This window comes from Pantoea sp. JKS000250, assembly GCF_003201065.1.
Taxonomy (GTDB): domain Bacteria; phylum Pseudomonadota; class Gammaproteobacteria; order Enterobacterales; family Enterobacteriaceae; genus Pantoea; species Pantoea vagans.
Genome location: NZ_QICZ01000001.1, coordinates 579,660 through 598,371 on the forward strand (window position 1 = coordinate 579,660; position 18,712 = coordinate 598,371).

The following is an 18,712-nucleotide window of genomic DNA, read 5'->3' on the forward strand; positions in this document are numbered from 1 at the left end:
CGCTGTGACGGTAAACGCCATTACAGCGTTTCCGCCACCTCATCGGAGATCTCACCGTTGTGATAGACCTCCTGCACATCGTCGCAATCTTCCAGCATGTCGATCAGACGCAGCAGTTTAGGTGCGGTTTCCGCATCCATTTCCGCTTTGGTGGTCGGGATCATTGCCACTTCTGCGGTATCCGCTTTCAGGCCAGCGGCTTCCAGTGCATCACGCACGGTGCCCATCTCTTCCCATGCGGTAAAGACATCAATCGCACCGTCGTCATAGGTGACGATGTCTTCGCCGCCCGCTTCCAGTGCGGCTTCCATCACCGCGTCTTCATCCTGACCTGGCGCGAAGGAGATGACGCCTTTCTTGTTGAACAGGTAAGCCACGGAGCCGTCGGTGCCAAGGTTGCCGCCGGTTTTAGTGAAGGCGTGACGCACTTCGCCCACGGTACGGTTACGGTTATCACTCAGGCATTCAATCATGATGGCTGAGCCGCCAGGACCGTAACCTTCATAGATGATGGTTTCCATGTTGGCGTTGTCATCGCCGCCCACACCGCGCGCGATAGCGCGATCCATGGTGTCACGGGTCATGTTGTTCGCCAGCGCTTTATCCATCGCTGCACGCAGACGCGGGTTGGAACCCGGATCGCCACCGCCCAGCTTGGCCGCCGTCACCAGTTCACGAATGATTTTGGTGAAGATTTTGCCGCGCTTGGCATCCTGCGCCGCCTTACGGTGTTTGGTGTTTGCCCACTTACTGTGTCCTGCCATGTTAACTTTTCTCCGATCTTTTACAGGGTGCAGGCTCTCCTGGCTGCGAGCTTATTTACCGTCGGTGCTCAGCCAGGCGAGTCACAACCGGACTGCCCTGAGAGGCGAGCGTTGCGTATCGTCCTCACGTAGCGGTGTACGCAGGCGACGTCGCGCTGACGGTGAACAATTTCGTGGCGAGGATGACGCCTGACTGTTCAATAGGTTGGTGTAGTCCTGTTAAAACTCACCAGATTCATAAAATTTAATCTATCCGCCGCCGGAATACCGGGCGAAGGCGAGCATTCAGATAAATTCTTCAATTGCCTGGCGGTTACTCCATGATCGGGTTAATGCTGCAGCGTCAGCGGGTGCCAGCCAGCGAAACGCCAGATGCTCGGTCAGCGTGATATCCCGTTCTTCCGGCAGTTGCAGGCGAAACCAGTGCTCGTGATTATGGGTGACATCCGGTGCATAGCGATGGCGAAAATGGGGAAAGATTTCAAAGTCAATCTGACGCTGACAATCCTCTATTTCCAGCCGCTCAGCCAGCACGTCAATGCCGACCTCTTCATTCACCTCACGACACGCGGTTGCCAGCGGTGACTCTCCCGCTTCCAGGCTGCCGGTCACCGACTGCCAGAATGCGGGATCGTCACGCCGCTGCAGCATCAGCACCCGGCCAGTATCGCGCGCCGAAATGACGACCAGCACTGAAACCGGGTGTTTATAGCCCATTATTTATTCTCAGGCTTTTCTTTTTTAACGACCTGGATGCCAAGCTCCAGCAGAGAAGCCGGGTTCGCTTCGCTTGGCGCTTCGGTCATCATGCAGGCTGCCGCCGTGGTTTTCGGAAACGCGATAACGTCACGAATGTTGTCGGTGCCGGTCAGCAGCATGGTCAGGCGATCCAGACCAAAGGCCAGGCCCGCATGCGGTGGTGTACCGAACTTCAGCGCATCCAGCAGGAAGCCAAACTTCTCGCGCTGCTCATGCTCTTCAATACCCAGAATGCTGAACACGGTCTGCTGCATTTTGCCGTTGTGGATACGCACTGAACCGCCACCCACTTCATAACCGTTGATCACCATGTCGTAGGCGTTTGCCACGGCACGGGTTGGATCCGCAGCCAGCTCGTCTGCGCTCATCTCTTTCGGCGCAGTGAACGGATGGTGCATGGCGGCCAGACCGCCTTCCTCGTCCTCTTCGAACATCGGGAAGTCGATCACCCACAGCGGGGCCCAGGCTTTCTCATCGGTGATGTTCAGTTCGCGGCCCACTTTCAGGCGCAGCGCACCCAGTGCATCAGCGACCACTTTGGCGCGGTCGGCACCAAAGAAGATGATGTCGCCATCCTGCGCGCCGGTGCGGCTCAGAATGCCTTCAACGATTTCTGCATTCAGGAACTTGGCAACCGGGCTCTGCACGCCTTCCAGACCGTCGGCACGGACGTTAACCTTCATCCACGCCAGCCCTTTCGCGCCGTAAATCTCCACGAACTTGCCATATTCATCAATCTGCTTACGGCTCAGCTGCGCACCGGTCGGCACGCGCAGCGCGGCAACACGGCCTTTTTCATCGTTAGCCGGGCCAGAGAAGACCTGGAACTCCACGTTTTTCAGCAGGTCGCCAACGTCCACCAGCTCCATCGGGTTACGCAGATCCGGCTTATCGGAACCGTAACGATGCATCGCTTCCGCGAAGGTCATCTGCGGGAACTCGCCGAGGTCCACGCCCTGCACGTCCTGCCACAGATTGCGGATTAGACGCTCCATGATGTCTCGCACCTGTGGCGCGGTCATAAAGGAGGTTTCGACGTCGATCTGGGTAAATTCTGGCTGGCGATCGGCACGTAAATCTTCATCGCGGAAGCATTTTACGATCTGATAGTAGCGGTCAAAGCCGGACATCATCAGCAGCTGTTTGAACAGCTGTGGTGACTGCGGCAGCGCATAGAATTTGCCTTTGTGAACCCGGCTTGGCACCAGATAGTCGCGCGCGCCTTCTGGCGTCGCCTTGGTCAGCATCGGGGTTTCGATATCCAGGAAACCTTCGTCATCCATAAAGCGACGGACAAAGCTGGTGATTTTTGCGCGGGTTTTCAGACGCGTTACCATCTCAGGGCGACGCAGATCCAGATAGCGGTATTTCAGGCGCGCTTCTTCGCTGTTGGTCTGATTCGAGTCAAGCGGCAGGGGCTCAGAACGGTTGATAATGGTCAGCGCCTGGGCAAACACCTCAACTTCGCCAGTCGCCATGTCGCTGTTTTTATTCTTCTCATCGCGTGCGCGCACGGTACCGGTGATCTGGATGCAGAATTCGTTACGCAGTTCAGAAGCCAGCTTAAATTCGTCCTGACGATCGGGATCAAAAAACACCTGCACGATGCCTTCACGGTCGCGCATGTCGATAAAAATCAAACTGCCCAGATCGCGACGGCGGTTTACCCAGCCGCAAAGCGTGACTTGCTGACCCACATGAGACAGATTGAGCTGTCCGCAATATTCTGTACGCATAACACTATCCTTTTAACTTCGCCGCTGCAGCTGACAGCATCCGGCCGCGTTACCTGATGCGATGCTGTCGCAAAAATGGCGGCCATTATAATGGAAAAAGCCAGACAGGATAAGCAGATCAGCGCCAAAGCGCCGATTTCCTGTGTGCATTTGCCCCTCAGCCCGACCATAGCGGATAATGCAATCTCTTAACCTGCAGCCAGGAGCGCGCGTGACACTTCGTATTGGCCTGCCCCAGTGGCAGCATTCACACTGGAAACGCTGGGGTATCGAAAGCCTGGCGGACTATGCCCGCTACTTCCACTGCATAGAGGGAAATACCACCCTCTACGCGCTGCCGAATGCGGAAACGGTGATGCGCTGGCGCGACATGACCCACGATGCATTTCGCTTCTGCTTTAAATTTCCCAATACAATCAGCCATCAGGCGGCGTTGCAGCACAGCGACGACCTGCTGACCGATTTTCTGCGCCTGATGGAACCGCTGGCCGACCGCATCGGTCAGTACTGGCTGCAGCTGCCCGCCAGCTTCTCCCCGGCACAGCTCAACGACCTGTGGCGTTTTCTGGACAGTCTGCCGCGCCGCTTTCACTACGGCGTCGAAGTGCGTCATCCGGCTTTCTTCGCCAAGGGCGAGGCGGAACGGTCACTCAATCGGGGCCTGCTTGAGCGCGGCATCAATCGTGTAATGCTCGACAGCCGTCCGGTTCACGCCTCCACCTCGCAAAGCCCGGCGGCGCTGGTCGCGCGTTCGCAGAAGCCGAAAGTGCCGCCTCATGCCCTGCGAACCGGCTCCCAGCCGATGGTGCGCTTTATCGGCAGCGACAGCGTGGACGAGAGCGTGCCGCTGTTTCAGATCTGGCGTCCCAAGCTCGTGGAATGGCAGCAACAGGGCGACGCCATGCTGTTTCTGCACACCCCCGATATGGGCCAGGTTTTTCCGCTGGTGCAGGCACTGTGGCCGCAGTTGCAGGAGATCGATCCGGCTATTGGCAATGGACCGGACTGGCCGCAACAGACGTCACTGTTTTGATGGCGTTACAGGACAGCGGGCTGCACGCCCGTTAGAATAGAACCATTATGGACAGTCGCTGGAGTGGCTATGGTTAGCGCGTTATATGTGGTGATAGGGGCATTGCTGGTAATGAAATTCACGCTGGACGTGGTGCGTTACCGCCGGTTCTACCGGGTGGCGTATGGCGATGGCGGCTATCACGACCTGAAAATGGCGATCCGCATTCATGGCAATGCCATTGAAACCATTCCGCTGGCGCTGTTTCTGCTGGTGATGATGGAGATGAACGGCGCCGATATCTGGATGGTGCATCTCACCGGCCTGCTGTTCTTTATCAGCCGCCTGCTGCATGCATGGGGATTGCGCAGCAGCGCCATGGCAGGCCGTAAATATGGCATGCTCCTGACGCTGTTTTCCCTGTGCGGCATGGTGATTTTCAACCTGATCTACATGCCGTGGGAACTGGTCCTGACGCTCCATTAAGCCAGCCTGGGTTAAGGGGTGCAGCCCGCCCCACTTTCTGCGAGAATAGCGCCCTTTCCGTCGTCTCTTCGGATTTTCGATATGTCTGACCGCGATCAACTCTTCTCAGCGCCCATTGCAAAACTGGGCGACTGGACTTTTGACGAGCGTGTAGCTGAAGTCTTTCCTGACATGATTCAGCGCTCGGTGCCGGGCTACTCCAACATCATTTCGATGATTGGCATGCTGGCAGAACGTTTTGTTACCCCGGACAGCAGGGTCTATGACCTGGGCTGCTCGCTGGGCGCGGCCACCCTCTCGGTGCGCCGCAATATTCATGTGCCAGGTTGCCAGATCATCGCGGTGGATAACTCCCCGGCGATGGTGGAGCGCTGCCGCCGACATCTTGATGCGTTTCGCGCTGACACGCCGGTCACGGTGCTGGAAGCGGATATCCGCGACATTGAGATTGAAGACGCCTCGCTGGTGGTGCTCAACTTCACGCTGCAGTTTCTGGAGCCGCCTGCACGCCTGGCGCTGCTGGAAAAGATCTGGCAGGGACTTAAACCGGGCGGCGCGCTGGTGCTGTCGGAGAAGTTCAGCTTTGAAGACGCCGAGGTCGGTGAGCTGTTATTCAACATGCATCACGACTTCAAACGCGCCAACGGCTACAGCGAACTGGAAATCAGCCAGAAACGCAGCATGCTGGAAAATGTGATGCTGACAGACAGCGTCGAAGCGCATAAAGCCCGCCTGAAACAGGCCGGGTTCTCGCACGCCGAACTCTGGTTCCAGTGCTTTAATTTTGGATCTCTGGTGGCGTTGAAATGATCGACTTTGGCCGTTTTTATCAGCAAATTGCAGTGGGCCCGCTGGCGAAGTGGCTGGAAGTATTACCGGCGCAAATCAGCGAATGGCAGCGTGAAAACCTGCATGGTCACTTTCGTGACTGGTATAAGTCGCTGGAGTATCTGCCGCTGCTGGAGCCGCAAAAGCTCGACCTGCTGCACAGCGTCACCGCCGACCGCGATGACATCAGCGACCGCCATCGTCAGGGGATTGAGAAACTACTGCGTAACCTGATGCCGTGGCGCAAAGGGCCCTACTTCCTCTACGGCACCCACATCAACACTGAATGGCGATCTGACTGGAAGTGGGAACGCGTGCTGCCGCACATCTCCCCGCTGGCGGGCCGGACGGTGCTGGATGTGGGCTGTGGCAGCGGTTACCACATGTGGCGGATGATTGGCGCGGGCGCACATCTGGTCGTCGGCATCGATCCAATGCAGCTGTTCCTGGTGCAGTTCGAAGCAGTGCGTAAGCTGCTGAATGACGATCGTCGGGCGCATATGCTGCCGCTGGGCATTGAGCAGCTACCGGCGTTACAGGCGTTTGATACCGTATTTTCGATGGGTGTGCTCTATCACCGTCGTTCCCCGCTGGATCACCTGTTACAGCTGAAAAATCAGCTGGTGAGCGGAGGCGAGCTGGTGCTGGAAACGCTGGTGATTGAAGGCGATGTGAATCAGGTGCTGGTGCCCGGTGAACGCTATGCCCAGATGCGCAACGTCTTCTTCATTCCTTCAGCGGAAGCACTGAAAAGCTGGCTGGAGAAAAGCGGGTTTGTCGATGTGCGGATTGTCGATTTTGCGCTGACCACCACTGAAGAGCAGCGCCGCACCGGCTGGATGACCAGCGAATCCCTCGCTGAGTTCCTCGACCCCGACGATCCCAGCAAAACGGTTGAAGGCTATCCGGCGCCCCTGCGTGCCGTGCTGGTCGCCACTAAACCCTAATGCTCTAGCGGCGAGACAACGCCAGTTTCGCCGCAAATCCAAGAAACACGCAGCCGGTCAGGCGATCCATCCCCTTCAGCACCTTCGGTTTTCGCAGATGTCCGGAGAAATAGTGGCTGCCGCCAATCAGGACCGCATTCCAGATCAGCCCCAGCAGCATGTGTGCCAGTGCCATCAGCGTGCACCAGAGCGCCACCGACGCCCCCGCCGGGATAAACTGCGGCAGAAAAGTGACGTAAAACACGCCAATTTTTGGATTCAGCAGATTTCCCATTAATCCCCGACTGAAGCAGGCCAGATAGCCCTGCTGTTGTGCGGGCTGTTCAGCTGTCTCTACGGATTGCTGACGCGGCTTAAGCAGCAGCTTTATGCCCAGATAGAGCAGCCAGCCGGCACCGATCCACTTCAGCAGGTTATAGGCGATTTCAGAGGCCATCAGCAGCGCGCCCAGTCCCAGCCCAACTGCGATGCCCCAGAGCAGACAACCCAGCGTCACGCCAAGGGCTGTCGCCCAGGCGCGCTGCCAGCCCTGCGCAATGGCGGTTCGCAGCACCAGCGCGGTATCAAATCCAGGTGTGAGTGTCAGAATGGTTATCGCAAACAGAAATGAAAACAGCGTGGCGCTCATGGTGATTCTCCGTTATCTCTCAGCAAAGAGTGTTCAGGCAGCTTAACAGCCCATGGCGCGGTCATGTACGGGATCGCCTGCCACGCTGAGCGAATTGTGCCAGGCTGGATGGGGTCGAACCATTCATATTAAGGAGATGTGATTATGAGTAAATTTATTTTTTCATCACCCCGTAAATATGTGCAGGGCGCCGGTGTGCTGGATGAGCTGGGCACGTACCTGACTGAGCTGGGCGATCAGGCTTTTCTGGTGGCGGATGAGGTCGTCTGGAAACTGATTGGCGAACGCACCCAACAGACGCTGCAGTCCGCCGGGGTGAAATTCAGCTGGCAGCAGTTTAACGGCGAGGCCTCCAGTAATGAGATCACCCGCCTCAGTGCGCTGGCGAAGAGTCAGGGCTGTAACGTGGTGGTCGGGCTGGGCGGCGGCAAAACGCTGGACACGGTTAAGGCGGTGGCGGACGAACTTAAACAGCCGGTAGCTATTGTGCCGACCATTGCCTCCACCGATGCTCCCTGTAGCGCGCTGTCGGTGATCTACTCTGACAGCGGCGTATTTGAGAGCTATCGTTTCTACAGCAAAAATCCCGATCTGGTGCTGGTGGATACCGCAGTCTGCGCCAGTGCCCCTGCACGGCTCTTTGCCTCCGGCATTGCCGATGGCCTGGCCACCTGGGTTGAAGCGCAGGCAGTGGCCCGGTCCCATGCTAAATCCATGGTCAGCGGCGATCCGACTCTTGCCGGACTGGCGATTGCCCGCGCCTGTGAAGAAACATTGCTTAAGTGGGGGTACAGCGCCTATATCGCCGTTACCGAAAAACGGGTCACGCCCGCAGTGGAAGCCGTGGTTGAGGCGAATACGTTGCTCTCGGGGCTGGGTTTTGAAAACGGCGGGCTGGCAGCCGCCCACGCTATTCACAATGGTTTTACCGCCATCGATGGTGATATCCACCATCTGACCCACGGCGAGAAAGTCGCCTATGGCACACTGACGCAGATGGTGCTGGAGCAGCGGTCGGATGAGGAAATTGCACGCTATATCCGTTTCTATCGCAGCATCAATATGCCGACCACGCTGCGTGAAATGCATCTGGAAAATGAAAGCTGGGAAAATCTGGTGAAAGTCGGGGCACTGGCGAACAGCGAGGGTGATACGCTGAAAAACCTTAATCCTCATCTGTCACCTGAGGATATTGCCAACGCCCTGCTGGGGCTGGATGCCTTTAGTCAGACGGTGAAATAAGCCGCCAACAGGCGATCATTCGATCGCCTGTTACTCTTCTGCCGCAGGCTGGTCCCAGTACTCATATTTGTAGGCGGAGCTGAGATGGCGCTCGATGGTGCCACGCGTGAAGATTTCGGTTTCATGCAGATAGCTCAGGGTACAGTTGCCGACCTCATCCCAGGACTGGCACTCATCAACCGAGCGGATGGTGCTCAGCGGTGTGGTCGCCGTGCCGTTGAGCCGCACTTCGCGCCATTGGGGGTCGTAGGTGTATTCGTCAGTTCCCCGGGCGGAAGTGGTGCGCGTCACCAGACCCTTTGGATTCCAGTGGTAGTGAAACTCGCCGTTAGTCAGCGGATCGCTGCCACGTGCCACACTCTTCTCAAGCTGGCGCTTCCGATCGTAGCGATAGGTGGTGTCGGTAAAGCCGGTTTTGCCCATGCTGGTAAACCTGTCGGAGGCGCTGGTAATATTGCCATGCTGGCCTTTCTGCCAGTTAATCGTTCCCTGCCGGTTATCAACAACGACTTCTTTGCCCTCTTTCAGCACTTTGACCAGATATGCATATTCCGCCACCCAGCCGCCCTGTACCCTGGCGATATGTTGCTCCATGCTGAGGATCACGTTGCGTTCACTTTTGTCGTAGCTGACGTCAGCTACAGTGAGATCGCCACAGGCGTCAAACTGACCCAGCACCCGCTTTTGCGAATTTACATCTTTGCCAAATTCACCTGCAATCACCTGCTTCACTGCGCCTTTCGCATTGCCCCCCAGCAAGATCAGGGTGTTGCTGTTGACCACGGCGGCGTTATCAGCGCGGCATGCGCTGGCCGCAGCGTTGCCGCTGCACAGCACGGTCAGTATCAGGCTTAAAGTGAGAATCTGATTGCGTTTCATAGGGTAAATTCCAGGCGACGTTGCTTTCAGTGTAAACGCTGTGGGGATGAACAACGGAAATCCGGGACGATTTAACTCAACCTCTCATGACAGACATCGGCTGTGGCAGCGTAACGGATAGCATGCAGATTGTGTTGCGGCTTTTGATAAAAGTCCTGGATGACAATTAAAAACGCCTGTACGTGAAGGCTGACAGCCGGCAACAGGACGCAGACGCGGCGCATAGCCGGTCATCCGCTGGCGATAAAAAACCCGCCTGAGCGGGTTTATAACGTTTTCCTCCGGCGATCCTCTCGCCAGATCCGGGTTATTTATTCACTCACCACATCCTGCAAAACGGCCTGTCCGCAATCCTGTGTGAATACCTGCCATTTCACCTGACTGGCATTCAGGGTGAAAATGGCCGTTGCCAGCGTATTCTCTTCGTCGGGATCCTGCGGAGAGAGCCGATAGATAGGTAATACCGCATCATGCTGATCAGACAGAATGGCTTTTGCAGCGTCACCATCAAATGCTGGCTCTTCTTCCAGCCATACATCCAGACGCTGCTGGCGTGAAGCAGAGCTGTCGGTGATCACCTGCTCAGTCGCAGTATGTTGCGGATGGATAAGATGGTTAGCATGTGCAAAGAGGCCGGACAGTTGCGTGACAGAACAACCTGTACCGGTAGCTTCAACGCTGAACAGTCGGCTATCGCCCCGCTGCCCCAGCGTATGATGAAAAGCGCCTGCGCGCGGCGAGGTCGTCAGTAGCGCAATCGCCTCATCGAGCGTGGCTGCATTCAGCGTTGCACGCGCCAGAATCTGGCGCGGCAGCCCAGCCGGGCGATGCACGGCACGAATGTTATTCACCGTGTTCACCACCCCACGGTCATTGACGGCAAACGTATGGCCGCAAATCGAACCCGGATAGGCAAAGCTGGTGAACCCAATGCCCTGATCCGGCAGCACACGAACCACTGCACAGTCACCCCGCAGCTGCGGAAAACCATCTTCATTGTGCGCAATGACCAACGCCCCATCGCGGCGTTGCCCGGCCACCGTGGTGCAGCCGTCTGAGGTAGAACGCACCAGATCGCCCCGGCAGTTCCATGCAAATACGTCATCAATGGGTGCCTGCAAACCGCTGGCCAGCCCTTCCAGCTCAAGCCAGATTTCCGGGAAGTCAGCCTGAACCTGCGCGCGCATGCGCTGACTCTGTTCCGTGTGTTTCATGGCCGTGACCGTTTGCCACAGCGCGATGTGCGTCAGTTTCTGATGCCACGCCTCCCGACCAAATTCGCCGAGCTGCTGACCGATTTCAAACGCCGAACCACTGATTGCAATTTTTTTCATTGTGCTGTCATTCACTTCTTTCAGGAGACGTGTTGCAGGAATTCTTTAAGGCGCGGATTCGTGCTGTCGTTAAGCAGCTTATCAGGTGAGCCATCCTCAGCAATGGTCCCGCCATCAATAAAGATGAGTCTTGAGGCGACATCACGGGCAAAACCAATCTCGTGAGTCACAATCACCATTGTCATGCCCTCTTCGGCGAGCGAGCGCATCACTTTCAGCACCTCGTGGCGCAGTTCGGGATCCAGCGCAGAGGTGGGTTCATCAAACAGCATCATTTTGGGTTTTACCGCCAGCGCGCGCGCAATCGCCACACGCTGCTGCTGTCCACCCGAGAGTTCTGCGGGGTAATGACTGGCGCGTTCACGCAGGCCGACCCTGTCCAGCAAGGCCAGCGCCTGTTCGCGGGCCGAGGCTTTGCTCTGCCTGCGCACGCGAACAGGGCCGAACATCACATTTTCCAGCGCGGTCAGGTGAGGAAACAGGTGAAACTGCTGGAACACCATGCCGGCCTCGCGGCGGATATCGCATTCATTCGCATGCGGATCGGTGATGTGCTTGCCCGCCACCAGCAGCGTTCCGGAAGAGATGTCTTCCAGCTTGTTAATACAGCGCAGCAGCGTTGATTTACCCGATCCCGACGGCCCGATGATCACCACCACTTCGCCCGCCTCAATCTTCAGATTAATATCGTGCAGGACCTGCGTCGCGCCGAAGTTTTTCGACACCGCGCTAAATTCAACCATGCTCATAGGATATGGATCCTTTTTTCCAGTTGCTTCAGCAGAAAACTCAGGCAGAGCGTCACCAGCAGATAAATCATCGCGACGGCGGTCCAGACCTCCAGTGCGCGGAAATTACCGGCAATAATCTCCTGTCCCTGACGGGTTAGCTCCGCGACACCGATAACAATAAATAGCGACGTATCTTTAATACTGATGATCCACTGGTTGCCCAGTGCGGGGATCATACGCCGCAGTGCCAGCGGCATAATCACATGCCACAGGGTGCTGCGCTGCGATAATCCCATGGCAAGACTCGCCTCTTTAAATCCTTTATTGATAGAGAGGATCGCACCGCGCGTAATCTCGGCGATATAGGCACCGGAATTAATCACAATGGTCACAATCGCCGCTGTAATCGGATCAATACGAATAGGAATAACCATCGGCAGGGCAAAGTAGATAAACATCACCTGCACCATAATTGGCGTGCCGCGAATTAACTCAACGAAAATCAGCGACAGCGTTTTAGTTAGTCGCCCACCTAATGCGCGACAGGTTCCGGCCAGCAGACCGATCACGAAACCGCCCAGCAAACCCGATAATGAAATAATCAGCGTCAGCTGCAAACCCTGCAATAATAACGGCAGGGATTCCCAGATATATTTACTGTCAAAATTCATAGTTCGATCCATTAAGGCGAAATGAGGTCGGACTGTGCCGACCCGGCTGAATTATTTCGGCTGTTTCGCAAACCACTTCACATAGATTTTGTCGTAGGTGCCATCCGCACGCAGTGCCTGCAATGCAGCGTTAACTTTCGGCGTCAGGCTGCTGTTCTTTTGCATCGCAAAACCGTACTGTTGCGGCAAAATACTGTCTGTCTCACCCGTGGATTTCACTTTGCCATTACCCGCCGTTTTCACGTAATAGAGTACGTTCGGCGAATCATGCACCACCGCGTCAAGATTACCCGCCTGCAAATCGAGATAAGCGTTATCGATGTTAGGAAACTCAACATAGTCGGCTTTATATTTGCTCTTCATAAAGCTGGCCGCCGCAGTGCCCTGTTTCAGGCCCACTTTCTTACCGGCTAAATCGCTGAATTTTTTGATCGCGGTATCACTGCTTTTTACCGCCATCAGTAAATCCGCATTGTAATAGCCGTCACTGAAATCAACGACCTGTTTCCGCGCATCGGTAATCGTAATACCGGCCATCGCAACATCCAGATTACGGGACTGCAGCCCTGGAATTAAGCCACCAAAATCCATCGGGCGTAATTCATAGCTGATGTTCATCTTTTTAGCGATAGCATTCCATAAGTCAATATCGAAGCCCACATACTTATCGCCTTGTTTAAATTCAAAGGGCACAAATGCGGTATCCACACCTACCATCAGTTTATCCTGAGCAGTAGCAATAAAACTGGCTGAGCAGGCAACTAATACCAATGAGACTTTTAATTTAGAGAATAATCCAGACATATCTAACCCCCGGCGTCGGTGAAATAGCGTACAGTGAATATCATCCGGCGAGGTTATCGCCGGAATGACTGAACAGAATTTATTTGAAATGCAGGGCGTGTCAGGCTGCGCCCGGATTAAACGATGACTTATTCAGGAATAATATGATCCTGCGTATCGGGTACCGGCGTCTGTGCGCCGTTCATGATCATTGAGAGAAAACTGTAATAGCCGTTAATGCCCATCAGATCCACCACGCCCTTCTCGCCCCACAAATCGATGGCCTGCTGCCAGGTAGCGTCGCTGACTTTCTGCTGCTGGTGCAGCTGCTGGCAGAAGTGGTAAATCACCCACTCATCGGGTTCCAGGTCTTCCGGCGGACGCTTTTCATTTATCGCCTGCACGGCGGCCGCAGAAATGCCCTTCCCGCGCGCTATCGGCGCATGGATTGCCCATTCTACTGGCTGGGACCAATGACGGGCGGTCATCAGAATGGCCAGCTCTGATAAACGCTGCCCCAGCGCACTGCGATACCGCAGATATTCCCCCATGCGCTGTGCGTGCGCCATCAGCTCAGGGCTGCGCAGCAATGGCTCAAAGGGTGGCAGCAGCGCGCCGCGTGGCCCGTTAATGATCTCTTCTGCGAGCGGACGTTGCTGATCGTCCCATTCGTGATGCGCCAGCGGCGGCAGACGGTTAATCATAAGCTGGCCGCCTCTTCACGAATCACCTGCTCCAGCGTTTCCACCACAAAATCAAGCTGCGCTGTCGTGATGATAAAGGGTGGCGCAATCAGAATGTGATCGCCGTATTGCCCGTCAATCGTTCCGCCCATGGGATAAACCATCAGACCTCGCGCCATACAATTAGCTTTAATTCTGGCGTGCAGTTTCAGCGCCGGATCGAACGGCGTTTTGCTGGCTTTATCACGCACCAGTTCAACCCCGGCAAACAGACCGCGCCCGCGGGTGTCACCGACCTGTGGCAACTCGCCCAGCCGATCGCGCAGCGCACGTTGCAGGTAATCTCCCTGCTGTTTCACGACCGCTAATAAATTGTCGCGTTCTATGACCTGCTGCACCGCCAGAGCGGCCGATGCCGCGGTGGCATGGCAGATATAGGTATGACCATGCTGGAACAGTCCGCTGCCCGCCTGCAGAGCGGAAACAATTTTTTCGCTCGCCAGTACTGCACCGATCGGCTGGTAGCCACCCCCCAGCCCTTTGGCGATGGTCACCAGGTCTGGCACCACCTCATCCTGCTCAAACGCGTAAAGCGTTCCGGTACGTCCCATGCCGCACATCACTTCATCCGCGATATAGAGCAGGCCGTACTTGTCACACAGGGCGCGCACGCCCTTGAAGTAACCCGGTGTAGGCGGCGTTGCGCCGGTGGTCGCGCCCACGACTGTCTCTGCGCAAAAACCGATGATCGTCTCCGGGCCGGCATCAATAATCGCCTGCTCCAGCTCATCCAGCAGGCGCTGCGTATATTGCTGCTGAGTTTCATCATCACGGCGGTCGCGATATTCATTACAGGCAGAAACCCGGATCACGTCGATTAACAGCGGGGCAAACTGGCGACGACGCCATTCGTTGCCCCCCACCGCCAGCGCACCCAGCGTATTACCGTGGTAACTCTGCTGGCGGGCAATGAACCGCGTGCGGGACGGCTGACCGATTTCAACGAAATATTGCCGGGCCAGCTTCAGCGCCGTTTCTACGGCTTCGGAACCACCCGAAACGAAATAGGCATAATTGAGATCGCCAGGCGCATGGCGGGTCAGATGTTCCGCGAGTTGTTCAACCGTGTCGCTGGTAAAAAAACCGGTATGTGCATAGGCGAGCTGGTCGATCTGACGATGCATCGCAGCCAGCACGTCGGGATGCGCGTGACCCAAACAGGAAACCGCAGCGCCTCCGCAGGCATCCAGATACTGTTTTCCCTGTGCATCAAAGATGTACGCTCCCTGGGCGCCGGTTGCCACGGCGGGCGTGCTGCGCAGACTGCGGTGAATGATATGGCTCATGCTGGGTCCTGCTCCTGAATACGCTGCGATAACTCAGCGCATCTTGCCGGATCCATTTGGATCACGTCAACGCAAGAATGATACATATGCATTCTATTTTCTTATGACGGATACAAATGGATCTTCTTTCAGGGTTTGCCAGGCACCACATAGGCACCTGAATCAATCAGGTAGCGTTCGGCATTTTCGATTTTGCTGACCGCCTCGCGGCCATGACGGGCCACCAGCATCGCCAGCAGACATTCCGCCAGCCCCATACCGGAAACCACAGAAGGAAAGAACGAGGGACTCTCTACCGAGAAGAGCAGCGTACAGTCGGCGGCCTGCGCCAGAGGGGAAACCGGCGAATCCGTAATGGCGACGATTTTCGCGCCTGCCTGCCGGGCAGCCTGTAACACCGCCAGCGATTCGCGTGAATAAGGGGCAAAACTGGTCAGCAGAATCGCGTCCTGCGCCGTCAGTTCGCGGGTAAAGACTTCGATATTACTCGCCAGGCCATCAATCAATGAAACCTGGCGGTTAAATAATCGATAGATATAAAACAGCGACCAGGCGATGGGAAAGCTGGCACGAAATCCACAGATATAGACGTTTTCCGCCGCATCCAGCAGGGTAACCGCCTGATCCATCTTCTGATGATTCTCATGTTGCGTCGCCGCAAGGTTAGCCTGATGCGCCTGAAAGACCTCTTCATAAAGCTGAGGTTGTGTCGGTTTTGCGATCAGCTTTTCAGCTTTGGATACGTAGGTATCATCGCGCAGACCCATATCGTCAATAAAAGCGTCTTTAAGTTCACCCCAGCCCTTATAGCCCAGGCGCTGTGCCAGGCGCAGCAGCGTAGCAGGCTTCACGCCAGCTTCTGTGGCAAAAGCACGCATGGATTGCACCACCAGCTGATTCGTATTCTGGAGTGAGAACTCGGCAGCGCGTTGTAACTCAGGCGACAACGCACTGAACTGGCTGACAATATTTTCCCTGGGATTCATGGCGGCACTTCATCGGCTGGCAGATGCAGGCATCTAATCACATTTAGGATCCAGACTCCACTGTCGGAGGTTCACGCCAGGTGACTGGCCGCGCCGCCAGCAGAAGCCGCGTTTATGTCATGAAAGAGATGAGTAGCGTCGGGAGAGATGGCGGATAAAGGGCATCGGTAAACAGCAGGTTTTACACAAAAAGAACCCCAGCAAGCATACTGGGGTTTGGTACTTGCAAACACCACGTCAATGATCGGCGTGCTGCGCGGCAAAATCTGTTGTGGTTCAGGCAACCCGAACGGTGCTCATCTGCATCACGCTTTTCATCGCCTCAACCACATCGCCGTCTACACAGTAACGGCTGAACTCGTCGGTTTCGGCTTCTGAACACATGGAGACACCCGCTTTGCGGTAACGCATCGGTGACGCCATCAGGCGGCTGGCCGAGCTGTGGACTTCATCAATCCCCATGTCGAGAAACTTTTGCAGGTTGCTGAGACGCACGCCCGCACCCGCCATAATAATAGGACCGGTACTGGTCTCATTTAGTTCCCGAAGTAATGCAATTCCGTTTTCAGCGCTCTGCTGCTGACCGGATGTCAGAATGCGCGCCACCCCCAAATCCGTTAACGCTTCCAGTGCGCGCTTAGGGCTGTGACAGAGATCGAAGGCACGATGGAAGGTCACTGCCAGACCGTCACACAGCGCCATAATCTGTCGCATCTGGCCCTGATGAATATGCGCGTCCTCATCCAGCATCCCAATCACCAGACCGGGAAAACCGAGTTCACGGATTAACGCCACATCCGATTTCATCGTCTCGAATTCACGTGCGGTATAACAAAAATCGCCACCCCGTGGCCGGACAATAGGATGAACCGGAATCGAAACCTCGCGCCGGGCGGCATTCAGCATCCCCGCCGACGGCGTCAGGCCGCCTTCACGCGGTGCGGCACAAAGTTCAACCCGATCAGCGCCCGCCTGTTGTGCGGTCACGGCGCAATCCACGCCATAGCAGCAAATTTCCAGTGTGGTCATTCTCTTCTCCTTTACATGACTCTGGTTCAAGGCAGATTCATCAGTTAGTCTGGCTGCTGGAATGAGTTTACCGGGAAAGTTAACTATGGCATTCAATTTCGACCAACGGATAGACCGTCGTCACAGCGATAGCCTTAAATGGAACAAATATGCGGACCAGGACATTCTGCCGTTGTGGGTGGCAGATACGGATTTCCGATCGCCTGACTGCGTCATCGAGGCAATTAAGACCCGCGCCGCGCATGGGATTTTTGGTTATGGCGATACGCCGGTTGAGTTTATTGACAGTGCGGTAGCGTGGCTCGCCTCACGCTATCAGTGGCACGTTAATCCTGAATGGATTGTGGTGTTGCCTGGCGTGGTTTGCGGACTGAATCTCGCCGTGCGTGCGTTTACCGCACCGGACGAGCTGACGATTGCCCCCACGCCAATCTATCCGCCGTTTCGCGGTTCGGCAAAACTGGCAGAACGGGGTCAGCTCAGTCTGCCGCTGACGCTGCAACTGGGGCGCTGGGTAGTGGATATGGATGCGGCTGAAGATCAGCTCACCGGCAAAGAGCGACTGTTAATGCTGTGCAATCCGCAGAATCCGGGCGGCACCGTTTATCGCCGCGACGAACTGCAGGCACAGCTGGAATTTGCGCAGAAGCACGATCTGATTGTCTGTTCCGACGAGATCCACAGCGATCTGCTGCTGGAACCGGGCGCTGAACACATTCCGTTTGCGTCGCTGAGTGAAGATGCCGCCCAGCGCAGCGTCACTCTGATGTCACCCTCCAAGAGCTTTAATATTGCCGGTCTGGGTGCCTCCATCGCCGTGATCCCCAATGCCGAACTGCGTTCGCGCTTTAACCGGATGCGGCGCGGGATTGTGCCGGATGTGGATATTCTGGCGCTCACTGCGGCAGCAGCGGCATGGCGCGAAGGTGAACCCTGGCTGCAGGCGCAGAATACCTACCTGCGCAGTAACCGTGACTGGCTGGTGTCCCAGGTCAATAAAATGACCGGCCTGTCCGTCGCCGTGCCGGAAGCGACCTACCTGGCCTGGATCGACGCCAGTGTGCTGGGTGTGGCCAGCCCTGCACTCTATTTTGAGAAGCACGGACTGGGTTTATCGGCCGGTCGTGAGTTTGGCAATGACCAGTTTGTCCGGCTCAATTTCGGCTGCACTCGTGCGCTGCTGGATGAGGCCGTTGCGCGCCTGAAGCGCGCAGTAGCCGCCCGGATTTAGTTCTGCTCGCTGGCGACAATCTCTTCCAGTCGCCATGGATGAAACTTGATTGTCGTCTGCCCGTCCGTTACCGCCAGGGTCGGATTGGGCAGACGCTCATTCTCGCCCTTTGGTGAGCTGGTTTTAAATGAAATACCCGGCTGCGTCAGCGCGTCATCGGAGAGCAATGCCATCGCGCGCATGCCCAGCGTCTGATGATCGCCGCGCAATACCACCTCAATATGCTCCCAGCCTTCATGGCGGTAACGCTTTTCACCCGGCCATGGCAGCTCAACCACATCAACCTGCCTGCCCGCTACCAGTAACGGATCATGTAGTTTAAACAGGCAAATCTGTCGTCCGTTGATCATCGCCGCCGAAAACTGCGTGCCAATCTGCTGCAGGCCTTGCTGCCAGCGCATCGCCGTCGTGTCCTGATGACAACGCACCGCAATATGGTCCACATCCAGATCGTTAAGGCGCAAACCCAGTCTCTGCGCAAAAATTTGCAACGATTCTTCAAAACGTCCCAAATCTGTCTTTAAATCATCCAATTCTGACGGAAAAGATCGCTCAGCCACCGGGATTCCTCTCTATTTGTTTAGCATTTATAATCAGTCGGGTTTATTGTGCGCCGCGTGTCCGGCGTCACAAAATG

20 protein-coding genes are annotated in these 18,712 nt (G+C 56.0%); 6 read left to right on the forward strand and 14 right to left on the reverse strand.

Annotation, left to right across the window (positions count from 1 at the left end; all coding sequences use genetic code 11):
- Positions 1–20 precede the first annotated feature (20 nt).
- The 3 genes from BY447_RS03030 to aspS form a co-directional block, all read right to left on the reverse strand.
- Positions 21–764, reverse strand: coding sequence for a YebC/PmpR family DNA-binding transcriptional regulator (locus BY447_RS03030; RefSeq protein WP_033732924.1), 744 nt, complete (start codon positions 762–764; stop codon positions 21–23).
- A 285-nt stretch (positions 765–1,049) separates the two neighbouring features.
- Complete coding sequence (gene nudB / locus BY447_RS03035; protein ID WP_033732925.1) at positions 1,050–1,481, reverse strand: dihydroneopterin triphosphate diphosphatase; 432 nt, start codon at positions 1,479–1,481, stop codon at positions 1,050–1,052.
- On the reverse strand, positions 1,481–3,259 hold the full coding sequence (gene aspS / locus BY447_RS03040; protein ID WP_110330485.1) for an aspartate--tRNA ligase: 1,779 nt from the start codon (positions 3,257–3,259) through the stop codon (positions 1,481–1,483). Before aspS ends, nudB begins: the two co-directional genes overlap by 1 nt.
- Positions 3,260–3,470: 211 nt before the next feature.
- On the opposite strand from aspS, the gene BY447_RS03045 reads away from it, so the two are divergent.
- The 4 genes from BY447_RS03045 to cmoB all read left to right on the forward strand — a co-directional run bounded on the left by BY447_RS03045 (position 3,471) and on the right by cmoB (position 6,532).
- Positions 3,471–4,292, forward strand: a complete 822-nt coding sequence (locus BY447_RS03045; RefSeq protein WP_110330486.1) for a DUF72 domain-containing protein — start codon at positions 3,471–3,473, stop codon at positions 4,290–4,292.
- A gap of 69 nt (positions 4,293–4,361) precedes the next feature.
- The gene (locus BY447_RS03050; protein WP_013358179.1) at positions 4,362–4,757 is read left to right on the forward strand and encodes an MAPEG family protein; all 396 of its coding nucleotides are present in this window, start codon (positions 4,362–4,364) and stop codon (positions 4,755–4,757) included.
- Positions 4,758–4,838: 81 nt separating this feature from the next.
- On the forward strand, positions 4,839–5,567 hold the full coding sequence (gene cmoA / locus BY447_RS03055) for a carboxy-S-adenosyl-L-methionine synthase CmoA (protein ID WP_033732927.1): 729 nt from the start codon (positions 4,839–4,841) through the stop codon (positions 5,565–5,567).
- Entirely contained in the window at positions 5,564–6,532 is a 969-nt protein-coding gene (gene cmoB / locus BY447_RS03060; RefSeq protein WP_110330487.1) for a tRNA 5-methoxyuridine(34)/uridine 5-oxyacetic acid(34) synthase CmoB, read from the forward strand. Before cmoA ends, cmoB begins: the two co-directional genes overlap by 4 nt.
- Before the next feature lie 4 nt (positions 6,533–6,536).
- On the opposite strand, the gene BY447_RS03065 is transcribed toward cmoB, so the two are convergent.
- Positions 6,537–7,160 (reverse strand): LysE family translocator, encoded by a 624-nt coding sequence (locus BY447_RS03065; protein WP_110330488.1) that lies wholly within the window; start codon positions 7,158–7,160, stop codon positions 6,537–6,539.
- Between the two features lie 144 nt (positions 7,161–7,304).
- Between BY447_RS03065 and BY447_RS03070 the strand changes: the two genes are divergently transcribed.
- Positions 7,305–8,402, forward strand: coding sequence for a glycerol dehydrogenase (locus BY447_RS03070; RefSeq protein ID WP_107319830.1), 1,098 nt, complete (start codon positions 7,305–7,307; stop codon positions 8,400–8,402).
- Positions 8,403–8,432: 30 nt separating this feature from the next.
- Here BY447_RS03070 and BY447_RS03075 read toward each other — a convergent pair whose 3' ends face one another.
- The 9 genes from BY447_RS03075 to cutC form a co-directional block, all read right to left on the reverse strand.
- Positions 8,433–9,281, reverse strand: coding sequence for a hypothetical protein (locus BY447_RS03075; protein WP_110330489.1), 849 nt, complete (start codon positions 9,279–9,281; stop codon positions 8,433–8,435).
- A gap of 311 nt (positions 9,282–9,592) precedes the next feature.
- Complete coding sequence (locus BY447_RS03080; protein WP_110330490.1) at positions 9,593–10,615, reverse strand: C45 family autoproteolytic acyltransferase/hydolase; 1,023 nt, start codon at positions 10,613–10,615, stop codon at positions 9,593–9,595.
- A 20-nt stretch (positions 10,616–10,635) separates the two neighbouring features.
- Positions 10,636–11,358: a glutamine ABC transporter ATP-binding protein GlnQ gene (gene glnQ, locus BY447_RS03085; RefSeq protein WP_107320189.1), complete on the reverse strand. Its 723-nt coding sequence runs from the start codon at positions 11,356–11,358 to the stop codon at positions 10,636–10,638.
- 2 nt (positions 11,359–11,360) lie between these two features.
- Positions 11,361–12,017: a glutamine ABC transporter permease GlnP gene (gene glnP / locus BY447_RS03090; RefSeq protein ID WP_110330491.1), complete on the reverse strand. Its 657-nt coding sequence runs from the start codon at positions 12,015–12,017 to the stop codon at positions 11,361–11,363.
- Between the two features lie 51 nt (positions 12,018–12,068).
- The gene (glnH, locus tag BY447_RS03095) at positions 12,069–12,821 is read right to left on the reverse strand and encodes a glutamine ABC transporter substrate-binding protein GlnH (RefSeq protein WP_110330492.1); all 753 of its coding nucleotides are present in this window, start codon (positions 12,819–12,821) and stop codon (positions 12,069–12,071) included.
- A 128-nt stretch (positions 12,822–12,949) separates the two neighbouring features.
- Entirely contained in the window at positions 12,950–13,504 is a 555-nt protein-coding gene (locus tag BY447_RS03100; RefSeq protein ID WP_199226918.1) for a carboxymuconolactone decarboxylase family protein, read from the reverse strand.
- Positions 13,501–14,829 carry an aspartate aminotransferase family protein gene (locus tag BY447_RS03105; protein ID WP_110330493.1) on the reverse strand — a complete coding sequence of 443 codons (1,329 nt, stop codon included), beginning with the start codon at positions 14,827–14,829 and terminating at the stop codon, positions 13,501–13,503. Before BY447_RS03105 ends, BY447_RS03100 begins: the two co-directional genes overlap by 4 nt.
- 128 nt (positions 14,830–14,957) lie before the next feature.
- Positions 14,958–15,815: a MurR/RpiR family transcriptional regulator gene (locus BY447_RS03110; RefSeq protein WP_110330494.1), complete on the reverse strand. Its 858-nt coding sequence runs from the start codon at positions 15,813–15,815 to the stop codon at positions 14,958–14,960.
- A 276-nt stretch (positions 15,816–16,091) separates the two neighbouring features.
- Positions 16,092–16,844, reverse strand: coding sequence for a copper homeostasis protein CutC (cutC, locus tag BY447_RS03115; protein ID WP_110330495.1), 753 nt, complete (start codon positions 16,842–16,844; stop codon positions 16,092–16,094).
- Positions 16,845–16,929: 85 nt separating this feature from the next.
- Between cutC and BY447_RS03120 the strand changes: the two genes are divergently transcribed.
- Positions 16,930–18,075, forward strand: a complete 1,146-nt coding sequence (locus tag BY447_RS03120) for a MalY/PatB family protein (protein ID WP_110330496.1) — start codon at positions 16,930–16,932, stop codon at positions 18,073–18,075.
- Here BY447_RS03120 and BY447_RS03125 read toward each other — a convergent pair.
- Positions 18,072–18,635, reverse strand: a complete 564-nt coding sequence (locus BY447_RS03125) for a VOC family protein (protein WP_110330497.1) — start codon at positions 18,633–18,635, stop codon at positions 18,072–18,074. The genes BY447_RS03120 and BY447_RS03125 overlap by 4 nt on opposite strands.
- Positions 18,636–18,712: the final 77 nt, after the last annotated feature.

Bases quoted from the DNA above. Each gene is read 5' to 3' on its own strand.
- BY447_RS03120 (WP_110330496.1), top strand. From the start codon at position 16,930: ATGGCATTCAATTTCGACCAACGGATAGACCGTCGTCACAGCGATAGC.
- BY447_RS03105 (WP_110330493.1), bottom strand. From the start codon at position 14,829: ATGAGCCATATCATTCACCGCAGTCTGCGCAGCACGCCCGCCGTGGCA.
- glnQ (WP_107320189.1), bottom strand. From the start codon at position 11,358: ATGGTTGAATTTAGCGCGGTGTCGAAAAACTTCGGCGCGACGCAGGTC.
- glnH (WP_110330492.1), bottom strand. From the start codon at position 12,821: ATGTCTGGATTATTCTCTAAATTAAAAGTCTCATTGGTATTAGTTGCC.
- cmoA (WP_033732927.1), top strand. From the start codon at position 4,839: ATGTCTGACCGCGATCAACTCTTCTCAGCGCCCATTGCAAAACTGGGC.
- nudB (WP_033732925.1), bottom strand. From the start codon at position 1,481: ATGGGCTATAAACACCCGGTTTCAGTGCTGGTCGTCATTTCGGCGCGC.
- BY447_RS03070 (WP_107319830.1), top strand. From the start codon at position 7,305: ATGAGTAAATTTATTTTTTCATCACCCCGTAAATATGTGCAGGGCGCC.
- BY447_RS03100 (WP_199226918.1), bottom strand. From the start codon at position 13,504: ATGATTAACCGTCTGCCGCCGCTGGCGCATCACGAATGGGACGATCAG.
- BY447_RS03110 (WP_110330494.1), bottom strand. From the start codon at position 15,815: ATGAATCCCAGGGAAAATATTGTCAGCCAGTTCAGTGCGTTGTCGCCT.
- glnP (WP_110330491.1), bottom strand. From the start codon at position 12,017: ATGAATTTTGACAGTAAATATATCTGGGAATCCCTGCCGTTATTATTG.
- BY447_RS03075 (WP_110330489.1), bottom strand. From the start codon at position 9,281: ATGAAACGCAATCAGATTCTCACTTTAAGCCTGATACTGACCGTGCTG.
- aspS (WP_110330485.1), bottom strand. From the start codon at position 3,259: ATGCGTACAGAATATTGCGGACAGCTCAATCTGTCTCATGTGGGTCAG.
- cmoB (WP_110330487.1), top strand. From the start codon at position 5,564: ATGATCGACTTTGGCCGTTTTTATCAGCAAATTGCAGTGGGCCCGCTG.
- BY447_RS03065 (WP_110330488.1), bottom strand. From the start codon at position 7,160: ATGAGCGCCACGCTGTTTTCATTTCTGTTTGCGATAACCATTCTGACA.
- BY447_RS03030 (WP_033732924.1), bottom strand. From the start codon at position 764: ATGGCAGGACACAGTAAGTGGGCAAACACCAAACACCGTAAGGCGGCG.
- BY447_RS03080 (WP_110330490.1), bottom strand. From the start codon at position 10,615: ATGAAAAAAATTGCAATCAGTGGTTCGGCGTTTGAAATCGGTCAGCAG.
- BY447_RS03050 (WP_013358179.1), top strand. From the start codon at position 4,362: ATGGTTAGCGCGTTATATGTGGTGATAGGGGCATTGCTGGTAATGAAA.
- cutC (WP_110330495.1), bottom strand. From the start codon at position 16,844: ATGACCACACTGGAAATTTGCTGCTATGGCGTGGATTGCGCCGTGACC.